Raw genomic sequence first — 13764 nt, forward strand, 5'->3', positions numbered from 1 at the left:
TGAGGGGACGGGGAGTCGCGGGTGGGACAGGACGACCGGCGGGTGGCCGCCAACCACGTCGGCGGTGACGTCCTCGGGCCGAGCGTGCAGGCCGGGGTGATCGAAGGCGGCGTCCACATCCACGTCGGCCCGGCGCCGGTCGTCGACCCGGGCGGGCTGCCGGTCGGCGTGGTGTCGTTGATGAGCGCCCAGGTCCGGGCGGCGCACGAGCTGCCGTACCGGTTGCCGGGGGCGCGGCGGCCGTCGTTGGCGACGGTGTACGTGCGGCAGGACCTGAGCACGGGCGCGGACGAGCCGCACGCGGAGGCGTCCCGGCCCACGCCGATCCTGGACGGGCACGGGCGGCTGGTGGAGGCGCCGCGCCCGCCCGCGCCTCGGGTGGCCGTGCGGCCTCCGGCCCGGACCGTGGAGGCGGCGCTGGACGGCGACGACCACCTGTTGATCACCGGCGGTGCGGGCCAGGGCAAGTCGACGTTGTCGCTGCGGCTCGCGGCGGACCTCGCGGCCGGGTGGTGCGGCGAGGCGGGCGGCATCGGGGTGCGCGAGCCGGTGGTGCCGCTGCGGTTGACCGCGCGCGAGCTGGCGGCGCGGCTGGACCTGCCGTTCTCGCAGGCGTTGGCGGACAGCGCGCAGGCCGAGTACGGGGCGCTGTTACGGGGCCCGGTCACCGCGGACCTGCTCGGTGACCGGGTGGCGGGTCGGCGGTGGCTGCTGCTGGTGGACGCGCTGGACGAGGTCGCGGCGGCGGCCGACCGGGACCGGCTGGCGTCCGTGCTGGCGGCGTGGGCGTCCGGCGGGCCGTACCGGATCGTGGTCACGACCCGGCCGGTGGAGGGCGCGGCGCTGGCACCGCTGCACCGGATCGGGGCGGCGCGCTACGAGCTGCTGCCGTTCGACGCCGAGGCGCTGCGGTCGTTCGCGCGCCACTGGTTCGCCGAGGAGGGCGAGGAGACCGCCGACCGGTTCCTGCGCCAGATCCGCGCGGCGCACCTGGACGAGCTCGTCCGGGTGCCGCTGCTGGCGACCATCGCCGCGATCGTCTTCGCCCGCCGGGGCGACCTCCCGCTGCCGGACAACCAGTACGAGCTGTACGAGGCGTACCTGGCGTTCCTGCGGTCGGCGCGAACGTCGACCGGTCCGTTCGAGCCGCACCGGGACGCCCTGCTGGAGCACCTGGGCCGCACGCGGTCGGAGACCGATACGTCGCTGGTGTCGGCGGCCCGGTCGTGGGTCGCCGAGCAGGTGCCCGCGGACGCGCTGCCGGCCGACTGGCAGGAGGCCCTGACGACGTTCCTGGTGTCGGTCGGACCGCTGGTGATCCGGGGTGAGGACCTGCGGTTCCTGCACCACAGCTTCGCCGAGCACCTGGCCGCGACGTCGCTGGCCCGCGAGTTCCCCGAGGAGTTCACGCCCGGCGACGACGGGTTCGTGCGCACCGTGCACGCGGCCCGGCCCAAGGAGCGCGGCCGGTTCGCCCGGTCGGTGCTGCTGCACTACACCCGCCTGCGCCCGGCCGAGGCCGACCCGCTGGTCCGGTGGCTGCACGGCGGTGACGCCGAGGCCCACCTGCTGGCCGCCCGCCTGCTCGCCAAGCGCGTCCCCGCCGGCCGGGAGGTGGTCGACGGGTTCCTGGCCACGGTGTGGGGCTGGGCGATGACCGCCCAGCACCCCGGCTCCGACATCCTCGCCGACACCAGCCGCGCCACCCACCACCCCGGGCTGGCGGACTGGCTGGTCGCGCTCATGCGCACCGCCAACGCGCCCGCCCACTCCCGCACCGAGGCCGCCTCCGCGCTGGCCACGCGGCTGCGCGGCGAGCACACGGCGGAGGCCGTCGGCCACCTGATCGCGATGGTGGACGACCCGTCGGCGTCGGTGCCCGAACGCCTCGCCGCCGCCGAGGCGCTGGCCGAGTGCGGCGCGGCCGAGCGGCGGACCTCCGCCCGCGGCCTGCGTGCCGTGCTGGCCAACCCGCTGGCCTCCGGCTACGCCTGCCGCACCGCCGCCGTCGTGCTGGCCGCGTTCGGCCCGGCGGAGCGCGCGTTCGCGGTCGACGCGCTGACCCGGCTCACCACCAGCGACGAGACCCCGCCGGACGACCTGGTCGAAGCCGCCACCGGCCTGGTCGAGATCGGGGCGGAGTTCCACGAGCACGGGGCCGAGGTGTTCCGCGCCGTGCTGCGCGACCCCGTCGACAGCACCACCGGCCGCCGTGACGCCGCGCTCGGCCTGGCCTCCCTCGGCCCCGACCACGCCACCGAAGCCGCCGAGCACCTCACCGCCCTCGTCACCGACCAGCGTCGCTCCGTCTTCGACCGGGCGAGGGTTGCGCAGGCGCTCGGTGAGCTCGGGCCGCAACACCGCAGCGCCGCCGCCGCGCTGCTGGTCGCGTTGCTGGAGCAACCCGGCATCGACCCCGAAGAACGCTGGCACTGCGCCACCAGGCTGGGTGACCTCGGGCCGGAAGCCGCCGAGACCGCCGCCACGCACCTGCGACGGGTGATCGCCGACAGCCGGGCCTCGACCAACACCGCCACCTGGTGCGCGAAGGACCTGGCCGACCTCGGCCCGCAGCACCGGGCGGAGGCAGCCCGCGAGCTGTGGCGGGTGGTCGAGGAGTCGCACGGCACCGAGTTGGACCGCGCGGTCGCGCTGTCCAACCTCGCGGAGCTGGACGAGCCCCACCGGGCGCGGGCGATAGAGCTCCTACGGCAGCGGCTCACCGATCCGAGCCTGCCACCGGACGGCCGGCACACGGTCGCCGAGCGGGTGGTGCGGTTGGGACCGCAGTTCCACACCGAGGCCAAGGCCGTCCTGCTCGCGCTCGCCCGCATGCCGACCGACACCGGGGCGGCGCTGCGCGCCTGGACCACGCTGCTCTACCTCGAAGCCGGGCACCAGGTCGAGGCGCTGAACGCGTTGCTGGACGCCACGCGGTCGGTGGACGAGCACCTGACGGGCCTGTTCAGCAGTGCCTCGACGTTCGCGACGTCGGACGCCGACCACGAGCGGATCGCACGGGCGCTGCTGCCCATCGTGGTCGACCCCGCCCACAGCTACCGGGTCCGGCCTTCGGCGGCAGACGGGCTGGTGAGCCTCGGCCGGCCGTTCCACCGCGCCGCGGTGGAGGGTCTGTGCGAGTTGATCCGCTCGGCCACCGTCGTGGAGCTCGACTTCCCCTTCATGGTGATGCGCGGCCGGGACCTCGGTGCCGGTCACCGCGCCGCTCTCGCCCGAACGCTGCGCGAGGTGCTGTCGCGGAAGTCACGCACGGCAACCGGCACGTGGCGCGTGGTGAAAGCGCTGGACCGGCTCGGCTCCGGTGACGGAGACGACGTGGTGGCCGCGCTGCGGTCCATCGTCTTCGGCGGCACGGCCGACGCGCACGTCCGCGGTGAGGCGGCCGTCATGCTGGCCCGGCTCGTCCCCGGCGACCGCGAGCGCATCGTCGCCGCGACGCCCCTGATCCGCGAGGCGGTGCTCGGCCTCGCTCGCGGTGGGACCGACGTCCTGCCCCGGCTCAGGGAGGTCGTGGCGGACCGCGACGCGCTCGGCGAGGACCGGGAATCCGCCGCCGCCCTGCTCCACGACCTCGCGGTCACCGACCGGGAACGGGCACTCGACGTGATCCGAGGTCGTGCCGAAGACGCGCACCTGAACGTCGCCGCGCGCTGTGACGCGCACCAGACCTGGTCGGGGTGCGACGCGGGGAGGGCGGAGCGGGCTGTCGCGTTCTACCGGCGGGTGATCGCCTCGCACGAGGAGCTGCCCTGGCGTCGCCAGCTCGCTGCCGGCCGGCTCGCCAAGGCCGACCGCGCGCTCACGGGCGCTGCTCTCGGGTTCCTGCGCCGGTGCGCCGACGACTTGTCGATGACGGCGGACGAGCGCGGCGGCGGCGTGGAGTGGTTGGTGTGGTCGAAGCGTTCGGCCGGTGACGAGGTCACCCACGTCGTCGGCGCGCTGGTCCGGCAGCGGCTGGGGGAGCGGATGCCACGCCTGGTCGCCCGCCTTCCCCGGCGGGAGCGGACCGAGGTGGAGCGCGTGCTCCTCGCCGATCGTTCGCTGCCCGTGGAGCAGCGCGTGCCGACGGCCGACTTCTGGGACGACCTGCCGTTGGCGGCTGAGGCGGAGGTGGAGGCCCGGGACGCGCTCGCCGCGCCGGAGACGTCGTTCGAGGACCGGGTGGCGGCGGCGGTCGCGTTGGCGGGGTTGTCGACCGAGTTCCTGCCGGAAGCCGAACGGGCGCTGGAGGCCGTGGCGGCTTCACCGCGGGCGCGGAAGGCGCTCGCGCGGTTGACGCCCGAGTCGTGGCGGCGGGTGGTGGACGAGGCCGTCGGTGAAGTGGCGGACGACGCGCTCCCGCCCCGCGACCGGGTGCGGGCGGCTCGGCTCGTCGTCGAGATCACCACGACGCTGCCGGAACCGGTGGCGGAGTTCCTGCGTGTTGTCGTCCGCGACCCGCGCACGTCCGGCCGGGACCTGGTCGAGTTCCGGTACGCGTTGCGGCAGCACGACGGCCTCGATTCGCTGAGGGCGATGCGGGACGACGAGCGGTTGTCGTCCGTGATCCGCTTGCAGGCAGCCGTCAAGCTGGTGCCGCACGACGTGGACGACCGGGCCGCCGCGGCACGCGTCGCGCACGCGATCGCGACCGACCCGGCGGAACGCCCGGTGCTGCGCCGGCGTGCGGCGTACGAGCTCATGCAGCTCGGGACGGTCGGCCGGGAGCGTGCCACCGAGGTGCTGCGGTCCCTGCTGGCGGACGAGGCCGTGCCGACGACCGTGCGCATTCGTTCGGCGCGGACGTTGATCGAGCAGGCGCCCGCGGCCCGGCGTGCGGCGTTGGCGGCCCTGCGCGGGTTGCTCGCCACGCCGAACCCGCTGCTGCGCCGGAAAGCCCTGAACGCGATCGGGTCGCTGGAGCCGACCGAGGCGGTGGTGGAACTCCTCGCCATGGCGCACGACGGGGGTTCACCGGCGGTGGCGCGGACGCGGTGCGCGGAAACGGCGGTCGGCCTGTCGTCGGACGCCCGGGAGAGGGCCGCGGTGGCGGCACGGGCGGTGGCGACGGACGGGTCGGTGCCGCGGCACGTGCGCCGGCGCGCCGCCGCGAACCTGGCCCGGTGGAGCGAGCTGTGCCGGGACGAGGCCCGGTCGGTGCTCGCGGGGTAGCCTCGGGCATCGGCACGGCGAACGGAGCAAGGCGATGAGCGGTGACCAGGAACCGGTGATCGACGCCGAGATCGTGGCGTACGAGGAGACCCCGCCGGTGGTGGTGCCGCCCGCCGACTACACCGAGGACGGCGTGCCCACGTTCGAGCACGTCCGGGACCGGATCGAGAACCGGGTCGCCACCAGCGCGGGCTCGGCCGAACTGGCCGACGCCATCCCCGAGGGCCAAGCGGTCGAGGACCAGTTCGAGGCACGCCGCCAGGCCGGGCTGGACCGGCTCGAGGAAATCCGCCGCTCGATGCGCGGCGACGCCTAGCCGCCGCGCGACCCCGTACCGGGCTGGTCCGAACGGGGTGACCGGCGGGTCGCGAGTGCCTAGGGTGCCCAGGGTCGGTCCACGACCCTGACGGATCCTGGGGGATCTCGGATGACTCGCGCGACGCACCGGGTGGCCGTCCTCGCCGCCGCAACCCTCCTGTTCACGGCGGCGGTCGGCGGTGGGTCGGCTTCGGCCGTGCCCTCGCGGGCCGGGCTGCAAGCGGCGCTGGACGTCGTCGTCGCGGTCGGTGCGCCCGGTGCGGTCGCGGGGGTGGTCGACGCGGACGGGCAGTGGCACGGCCACAGCGGGGTCGCCGATCTCGGCACCCGCGGCACGCCCGACCCGCGCGGCCGGTTCCGGGTCGGCAGCGTCACCAAGACCGTGGTGGCGACCGCCGTGCTCCAGTTGGTCGGCGAGGGCGAGGTCGGGCTGTCCGATCGGGTCCAGGACCGGCTCCCCGGGCTGCTGCCCTACGCCGAGCCGATCACCGTGCGCCAGTTGCTCCAGCACACCAGCGGGATACCGCACACCGCGCGCTGGCAGAGCCTGTCCGAGGTCGACACCACCCGGTGGGTCCACCAGTCGCCCGACGAGACCATCCGGTCGGGCACCGAGGGCAAGCCGTTGTCCTTCCCACCCGGTCAGGGCGTCGAGTACTCCAACACCAACTACGCGGTCCTCGGCAAGCTCGTGGAGAAGGTCACCGGTCGGCCGCTGCACCACGAGCTGCAACGACGGGTGCTGGACCGGGCGGGCATGCGGGACAGCTACCTGCCCTACCGCTACCCCCACGTCGACCGGCCGGCCGGTCGCGGTTACGAACGGCTGCACGGCCCCGACGCCGCGCCGACCGACGTCACCGACTACGAGATGTCGCGGTTCTGGGCATCCGGCAACCTGGTGTCCACCGCGGACGACCTGAACCGCTTCTTCCGCGCCCTGCTCACCGGCAGGTTGGTGGCCGCCGCGCAGTGGGCCGAGATGCGCGCGACCGTGCCCAGCGGGATCGCCGGCCTGGAGTTCGGGCTGGGCCTGATGCGCATCCCGCTGCCGCCGGGCTGCGCCGCGCCGGAGATCTGGGGCTTCAACGGCTCGGTGCCGGGCTACTACACGTGGACGATGCACTCCCCCGACGCCGCACGGCAGGTCACGGTCGGCGTCACGACCAACCTGACCTCGACGGCCGCCCAGGACGCCGCGCTCCAGGTGGTGTTCACCGAGTTCTGCGGCACGACCGCCGCGCCGTCGACCGCGGTGGACCTGGTCGGCTGAAGCCGCCGGTTGTCGGACCCCGCTGCTACCTTGCGCCGCGAGCTCAAGCGGCGTGAGGAGAGCACCAGTGGCGGAGGTGGCACTGCGGTCGGTCGAGGACTCGGACCTCGATGCCCTGTTCGAGCAGATGCGCGACCCGGAGTCGGTCCGGATGGCCGCGTTCACCGCCGAGGACCCCGACGACCGGGCGGCGTTCGACGCGCACATGGCGAAGTTGCGGACGTCGCACGACATCACCCTGCGCGCGATAACCCTGGACGGTCGGCTCGTGGGCAGCATCGGCTGCTTCGTCATCGAGGGCGACACCGAGATCACCTTCTGGGTCGACCGCTCGGTGTGGGGGCGCGGGGTCGCCGGCCGGGCCCTCGCCCTGTTCCTCGACGTGGTGGAGGTCCGGCCGCTGCACGCCCGCGCCGCGAGTGACAACGTCGGCTCGCTCAGCGTCCTGCGCCGGGCCGGCTTCGAGGTCACCGGCACCGAGGTCTCCTACGCGGCCGGTCGCGCCGCCGAGGTCGAGGAGACGATCCTGCGCCTGGACCAGGACCCGCCGGCGGTCAGCAGGTGAGGTCCCGCGCGGTCGCGGTGCCAAGCAGGTGGCCGTCGGCGGCGGTCCGGGTGCAGTCGTTGGCGTGGTAGACGCCGTGGCCCGGACCGTCGAACGTGACCAGGTGCGAGCCCGCCGCCTGCCGCTGCACGTTGCGCGCCCACGCGTAGGGCGTGGCCACGTCGTAGCGGCTGGTCAGCAGGAGCAGCGGCGGCGCGTCGTCGACGTCGAGGCGGTGCGGCGGGTTCGCCGGGCGGTCGGTGAAGCCGATGCACGTGGCGGCTTCCTGGTGGCCGATCAGCGTGCCGCGCAGCGTGGGCGCGGCGCGCAGCTCGGCCCGGCGCAACGCCCGGTACTCGTCGAAGTCCGCGAACCGCAGCGCGAAGTCCTGGCACACCACGGCGTAGCGCAGCGAGTCGTAGTTCGGCTCGAACGCCAGGCGCGCCCCGCCGACGTCCGCGATGAGCGAGGCCAGGCTCTCCCACGCCCCGCCGCGGATCTCGTAGTACGCCCACGAGATCAGCTCACCCCGCCCCAGGCCGATCTCGTCGGCCCGGTCCAGCGCCTGCTCCCAGGCCGCGTGGACGTCCTGGCCGTGCAGCGCGCACGTGGCGTTCTCCGCGCACCACGTGACGAACGCGCCGAACGCCTCCTCCACGGCCCGCGCCCGGTCCACCACGAACCGGCGCAGGTCGACGCTGTGGTCGATCACGCCGTCCAGCACCATCGAGCGCACCCGCGAGCCGAACAGCTCCGCGTACTGCTGGCCGAGCAACGTGCCGTAGGAGACGCCGTAGAAGCTGATCCGCCGCTCCCCCAACGCCTTGCGCACCGCGTCCAGGTCCCGCGCCGACCGGGCCGTGTCGACGTGGTCGAACACCGGGTGCCGGGCGCGGCAGTCGTCGCGCACCGCGCGGTTGTGCTCGGCCAGCGCCGCGAACGCCGTTTCGTCCGCCGGGTCCTCCCCCGGGTTCCGCGCCATGAGCTCGGCGGAGCAGCGGATCGCCGAGCTGTTGTTCGTGCCCAGCTGGTCGAAGCCGACGACGTCGAACCGGGCGCGCACCTCGCCGCTCAGGTAGGGGGCGCGGGCGAACTCCGCGCCGGAACCGCCGGGGCCGCCCGCGTCCACGAACAGCACGCCGATCCGGCGGGACGGGTCGGTGGCGCGGACCCGGGACACGGCCAGGTCCACCGCCGGGCCGCGCGGGTCGGTCCGGTCCAGCGGCACGGACACCGTGCCGCACTCGGCCGCGGGTTGGTCCGGGCACGGCTGCCAGGAGATCGTGGCGGCCTGCGCCTCGGATGGGCCCGCGAGCGCGCTCGCGGTCAGCGCGGTGACGAGCGCGGCGACGAACAACGTCCGCATGGAGTCCCCCAACCGTGAGCGGAAGCGTGCAGTCTGGCGAGGTCGCCGTACCGGGCGCAACCCCTGGTTCCGCCCGGTCGAATTCACATATCCGCACAACAGCTCGGCAAATAGCCGCCGGCGGTTCACGTTCGTGACCATTTTGTTCACGTGCGTGACCGGCCCGCACAGTCCACTACGGGCCCGTTGACCGGGCGTTGTGCAGCTCATAGCATCCGAAGGGAAAGCGGTTTCTCGTCCTACGGCGCAATGAAGCACCAGGGACCACTGTGTCTTCCACTGCGTCGGAATTGTTTTCCCTACGCCACGGAGACTCCTATGCGCGTGAAACCCATGATTGCCTGCGTCGGCCTGGTGGCCGGCGCAGTGGTCGCGGTGGCGTCGTCCACCGCGCAGGCCGCGACCACCCGGTACGAGGCGGAGAGCTCGCCCGCGGTCTGCTCCGGCTCGATCGACTCGGACTGGACCGGGTACACCGGCAGCGGGTTCTGCAACGGCGCCAACTCCACCAGCGGCTACGCCCAGTTCACCGTGACCGCGGCGGCGGCGGGCACGGCGACGCTGGGCGTCCGGTTCGCCAACGGGACCACCACCGCCCGACCGGCCACCCTGGTGGTCAACGGGTCGGCGGTCCAGTCGCCGTCGTTCGAGGGCACGGGCACGTGGTCGACCTGGGTGACCAAGACGTTCAGCGTGCCGGTGACCGCGGGCACCAACACCATCCGGTTGACCCCCACCGCGTCCACCGGCCTGCCCAACATCGACCACCTGGACGTCGAGACGGACGGCGGCCAGCAGCCGCAACCGCCCGGCGGGCTCGTCGGCTGGGCCGCGCAGGCCGGGGGCACGACGGGTGGCGCGGGCGGCACCACGGTCACCGTGAGCACGTTCGCCGACTTCCGCACGCAGGCGCAGTCCTCGGGCGCGAAGACCATCCTGGTCGACGGCATGCTCAGCGGCACGGGCACGGTCGAGATCAGCGCGAACAAGACGATCCGCGGTGTCGGTTCGGGTTCGGGCATCTCCGGCACCACCCTCAACATCGAGGACATGAGCCCGGCCAACGTGATCATCCAGAACATGAACATCCGCGGGAAGGTCGGCGGCGACACGATCCAGATCGAGAGCGCCACGCACATCTGGATCGACCACAACACCATGTCGAGCACCATCGCGGACAACCCCGATTACTACGACGGCATGATCGACATAACCCACGCGGCCGACTACATCACCGTGTCGTGGAACGTCATCCGCGACCACTGGAAGACCTCACTCGTGGGCCACTCCGACGGCAACGCCGGTGAGGATCGCGGCCACCTGCGGGTCACCTACCACCACAACTGGTTCGACCGCACCTTCGAGCGCAGCCCGCGGGTGCGCTTCGGCGAGACGGTCCACGTGTTCAACAACTACTACACCAACGTCCGGAACAACGCGGACTCGTACGCCATCGCCTCGGTCATGGACGCCGGCGTGCTCGTGGAGGGCAACGTCTTCGAGAACGTGCAGCAGGCGTGCTGGTCGGCCAGCGGCTACGCCGACTCCGACCCGGGCCGCCTGGTGGCCCGCGACAACTCCCTGACCGACTCCGGCCCGTGCGAGGTCAACGGCACGGTCGCACCGATCCCGTACAGCTACACGGCGGAGAGCTCCGCCACGGTGAAGTCCTCGGTCACCGCGGGCGCCGGCGCGGGCAAGCTCTGAGCTGTGCGAAGGCGGCGACCGGCACCGACCGGTCGCCGCCTTCGCCGCACCTTCACGGGGTCGGGACCTGGGCCAGACACAGGTCGCGTTGGCGGCGCAGTTCGGTGACGTCGGCGTCGGGCAGGGTCAGGGCGCGGTCGAAGTCCTGGAGCGCGGCGGTGAGGTCGTGCCGGGCGGCGTGGGCGATGCCGCGGTTCAGCAGGACGTCCGGGTCGTCGCCGACGAGTTCCAGGGTGCGGGTCAGGTCGTCCGCGGCGGCGTCCGGCCTCCCGGCGCGGAAGTGGGCGACGGCGCGGTTCACGAGCGCCGCGGGGAAGTGCGGGTCGACGGCCAGCGCGGCGTCGAGGTGGGCCATGGCCTCGTCCACGCGGTCGCGTTCCAGGGCCACGGTGCCCCGCAGGGCGCGCAGGCGCGGTTCGCCGGGGCGCAGCCGCAGCCCGGCTTCGGCGTCCGCGTCGGCGGCGTCCAGGTCGGCCGCGGCCAGCGCGAGCTCGGCGCGGCTGAGCCGGGTGTCCACGTCGTCGGGCTCCATCTCCAGCACGTGGTCGAAGTCGGCCAGCGCGCCCGCCACGTCGCCGACCTCCAGCCGCGCCGTGCCGCGGTTGTAGTACAGCTCGGGGAACGGCGGCCCCAGGCGCACCGCCCGGTCGTAGTCGGCGAGCGCCGCCTCGAAGTCGCCCCGACGGCGGTGGAGCTTGGCGCGTTCGCTGAGGTAGTCGGTGTAGTGCGGGTCCAGCTCGATCAGGCGGGTGAAGCCCTCGCACGCCTCGTCCACCCGGCCCGACGCGGCCAGCAGGCGGGTGCGGTTGTAGAGCAGCTGCGAGCGGTGCAGCGCCCAGTCGCCCTCGCCCAGTTCCTCGTCCAGCCGCGCCATGCCGTCCTCGACCAGCCGCAACGCGCGGTCGAGGTTGCCCCGGTGCATCTCCACCAGCGCCAACCCGTTGGCCTGGAACACCTCGTACGTGCGGCGCTCGGCGGGGTCGGGCAGTTGCGAGGCGAGCGCGTGGGCGTTGTTCTGCCAGCCGATCGCGGCCTCGTGGTCGCGCGGCTCGAAGAACCTGGTGTGCAGCATGGCGATGCTGTAGCTCGCGATCATGTGCACCTTGGGGTCCAGGAAGCGCGCCCGCATGTGCAGGTAGAGCGCCAGCGACTCGTCGTGCCGCCCGAGCGCCACCAGCGCCGACGCCGCGTGCTGCGCGAACCGCAGGTACTGCTTCGGGTGCGCCTCCGGGTCGGTGAGAGCACGGCCCCGTTCGCCGAGGTCGACCACGGCGGCGGAGAAGCCGGTCTCCACGCACGCGCGAAACGCCCGGTCCAACGCCTCGCGGCCCGCGCCGCCCGGGTCGCCGCCGCGCTCCCGGTGGAACGTCAGCGCGCCGATCACGACCCCTTGTCCCGCACCGGGTTCGAGCTCGTCGGCGCGCTCGTCGTGCAGCCGGCGCACCAGCGCGGGATCGGCGTCGCGGTAGGCGGCGACCTCGGCCGGGTCGTCGCTCGTGCCGTCGGAACGCACGTACGCACGCGCCAGCTCCTCCGGCGCACGCGGGTCCGGCCCGGCCGGACTTCCTTGGCACGTCACCGTTTCCGCGAGCACGTCGGTCAGCTCGTCACCCGGGTCACCGTCCGCGGTGGACACGACGACGCGAGCCAGTCCGGGCGGGCAGCGACGGGCCAGCAGCGCGATGAACTCCACCGTCGTCGGCTCGGCGGCGTGGACGTCCTCGAACACCAGGCACAGCGCGGGCAGCCCGGCCCGCGTCCGCGCCCGGGCGTGCGCCACCAGGAACGTCACCACGCCCTGGCTCATGCAGCGCACCATCTGCGCGCCGTAGAACCGGGTGCGCTGGTCGAACGGCGCCTCGTCGGCCAGCGTCGGCGGTGGCGGCCCGATCAGCTGGGCCAGTTCCGGGATGCCGTGGAGCAGTTCGCCGCGGTGCGCCTCCACCAGCTCGGGGTGGCGGGTCGAGGCGTCGGGCAGGACGGCGCGCAGCAGGTCGTCCACCCCGGTGTACGGACCGCGCAACCGCCGGTGGCAACCCACCACCACGGGGTCCGCGCCGGCCAGGAGGTCCGCCAGGAGCCGTCGCCGGTCGGCCCGCCGGCCGCCGCGGACGAGCAGGTGCGTGGTCATACCCGTTCTCCTTCCGGGATCGGCGCCGGTGACGCGGCGCCGCGCGTGCGCCGCTTGCGCCGGGCCAGGTGCGCCACCAGGGCGAGCTGGCCGACGTTGATCGCCAACGAGACCACCGCGTCCCAGAAGTACAGGTCGTGGCGCCCGCCGCCGAGGTTGCGCCCGATGATCTCCACGTAGGTCAGCACGATCGGCAGCGAGCCGAAGACCGTCAGCGCGAGCATGACGGCCACGCCCAGCACGATGAACGGCCCGTACCAGCGGCCCGCCCGGCGGTCGTGCCCGGTCCAGCGGTCCTCGTCCACCAGCCGGTCGGGCCGGCCCAGCAGCCGCCACACCCGGTTGCGCAGCAGGCCCACGCTCGCGTCGTGCAGGTCGTGGCAGCGCAGGGCGGTCGCGAACACGTAGTACAGGTCGGTGCGCAGGTAGAGCTGGAACTGCCAGACCAGCCGCATCACCACGGTGAAGCCGAGGGCCACGCACATCGCGCCGAACCACGACAGCTCCCCGCCCGCGGCGCGGGTGACGTGGGCCAGCAGGCCGAGCCCGGCCAGGACCACCACGTCGACCGCCATGCCGGACAGGAACGGCAGGTAGCGCTTGGCCGCCGGGACGCTGAACAGGCCGTTCATGCTCGTCTCGAAGACCACGTACAGGTACCGGTTGCTCATGCCGAGCCTGCTGGGCAGACCCAGCCTGCGCCCGGCGAGGGTGTGGTAGCCCTCGTGCAGGAAGATCAGCGGCAACTGGCCGAACGTGATCACCAGCTGCACCACCAGGGTGGAGCCGGTAAAGAAGAACTGCCCGGGGTCGGGCACCACGTCGGCGTGGTCCGCGCCGATGACCAGCCACGTCGCCGTGACGGCCGCGTAGAGCAGCCACGCCACCGGGGAGAACACCGCCCGGCCGAGCCACCCGAACCGCACCGGCCCGGTCACGACCGCGTCGCCGCCCTCGCGCACGAAACCGAGCTCCCGCACGGCTTCGAGGAAGTCGTCCACGTCCACGGCCTCGCCGAACTCGGCCTCGTACCAGTCGGCCGCCGCCTCGGGGCTGTGCCCCTCGGTCATCCGCCGCAGCAACGCCGCCCCGTCCGCGGGCAGCACCGCGTACGCGCCGGTGTCCAACCGGCCGACCACGACGTCCTCGCCCTCGGGGACGAAGCTCAGGTCGTGGAACGGCACCGGTGTCCCGCCCATGTCGCACCCCTCCCGACGCGGGAAGGGCCGCGCGCACCCGGCGCGCGGCCCCGG

General features: G+C 73.8%; 8 protein-coding genes. 5 read left to right on the plus strand and 3 right to left on the minus strand.

Features of this window, described 5'->3' with window-relative positions; all coding sequences use genetic code 11:
- Nucleotides 1-21: 21 nt before the first annotated feature.
- The 4 genes from ACIQMJ_RS09305 (at nt 22) to ACIQMJ_RS09320 (ending at nt 7328) form a co-directional block, all read left to right on the plus strand.
- Entirely contained in the window at nt 22-5172 is a 5151-nt protein-coding gene (locus tag ACIQMJ_RS09305; protein ID WP_499760449.1) for an NACHT domain-containing protein, read from the plus strand.
- Nucleotides 5173-5206: 34 nt separating this feature from the next.
- Nucleotides 5207-5488 carry a hypothetical protein gene (locus ACIQMJ_RS09310; RefSeq protein WP_499760450.1) on the plus strand — a complete coding sequence of 94 codons (282 nt, stop codon included), beginning with the start codon at nt 5207-5209 and terminating at the stop codon, nt 5486-5488.
- A gap of 111 nt (nt 5489-5599) precedes the next feature.
- Complete coding sequence (locus ACIQMJ_RS09315; protein ID WP_499760451.1) at nt 5600-6763, plus strand: serine hydrolase domain-containing protein; 1164 nt, start codon at nt 5600-5602, stop codon at nt 6761-6763.
- Between the two features lie 67 nt (nt 6764-6830).
- Nucleotides 6831-7328, plus strand: a complete 498-nt coding sequence (locus ACIQMJ_RS09320) for a GNAT family N-acetyltransferase (protein WP_499760452.1) — start codon at nt 6831-6833, stop codon at nt 7326-7328.
- Here ACIQMJ_RS09320 and ACIQMJ_RS09325 read toward each other — a convergent pair.
- Nucleotides 7318-8673: an alpha/beta hydrolase gene (locus tag ACIQMJ_RS09325; RefSeq protein WP_499760453.1), complete on the minus strand. Its 1356-nt coding sequence runs from the start codon at nt 8671-8673 to the stop codon at nt 7318-7320. The genes ACIQMJ_RS09320 and ACIQMJ_RS09325 overlap by 11 nt on opposite strands.
- Before the next feature lie 333 nt (nt 8674-9006).
- Here ACIQMJ_RS09325 and ACIQMJ_RS09330 point away from each other — a divergent pair, with 333 nt between their 5' ends.
- Nucleotides 9007-10380: a pectate lyase family protein gene (locus tag ACIQMJ_RS09330; RefSeq protein ID WP_499761055.1), complete on the plus strand. Its 1374-nt coding sequence runs from the start codon at nt 9007-9009 to the stop codon at nt 10378-10380.
- A 52-nt stretch (nt 10381-10432) separates the two neighbouring features.
- Here ACIQMJ_RS09330 and ACIQMJ_RS09335 read toward each other — a convergent pair whose 3' ends face one another.
- On the minus strand, nt 10433-12511 hold the full coding sequence (locus ACIQMJ_RS09335; protein ID WP_499760454.1) for a tetratricopeptide repeat protein: 2079 nt from the start codon (nt 12509-12511) through the stop codon (nt 10433-10435).
- A complete protein-coding gene (locus ACIQMJ_RS09340) occupies nt 12508-13710 on the minus strand; it encodes a hypothetical protein (RefSeq protein ID WP_499760455.1) in 1203 nt (400 codons plus the stop codon). The genes ACIQMJ_RS09335 and ACIQMJ_RS09340 overlap by 4 nt, the downstream gene beginning before the upstream one ends.
- Nucleotides 13711-13764: the final 54 nt, after the last annotated feature.

This window comes from Actinosynnema sp. NPDC091369 (assembly GCF_044757065.1).
Lineage (GTDB): Bacteria > Actinomycetota > Actinomycetes > Mycobacteriales > Pseudonocardiaceae > Actinosynnema.

What these genes read in the sequence shown, in the direction of transcription:
- ACIQMJ_RS09315 (WP_499760451.1), top strand. Translation starts at nt 5,600, where the DNA reads ATGACTCGCGCGACGCACCGGGTGGCCGTCCTCGCCGCCGCAACCCTC.
- ACIQMJ_RS09340 (WP_499760455.1), bottom strand. Translation starts at nt 13,710, where the DNA reads ATGGGCGGGACACCGGTGCCGTTCCACGACCTGAGCTTCGTCCCCGAG.
- ACIQMJ_RS09335 (WP_499760454.1), bottom strand. Translation starts at nt 12,511, where the DNA reads ATGACCACGCACCTGCTCGTCCGCGGCGGCCGGCGGGCCGACCGGCGA.
- ACIQMJ_RS09330 (WP_499761055.1), top strand. Translation starts at nt 9,007, where the DNA reads ATGATTGCCTGCGTCGGCCTGGTGGCCGGCGCAGTGGTCGCGGTGGCG.
- ACIQMJ_RS09310 (WP_499760450.1), top strand. Translation starts at nt 5,207, where the DNA reads ATGAGCGGTGACCAGGAACCGGTGATCGACGCCGAGATCGTGGCGTAC.
- ACIQMJ_RS09325 (WP_499760453.1), bottom strand. Translation starts at nt 8,673, where the DNA reads ATGCGGACGTTGTTCGTCGCCGCGCTCGTCACCGCGCTGACCGCGAGC.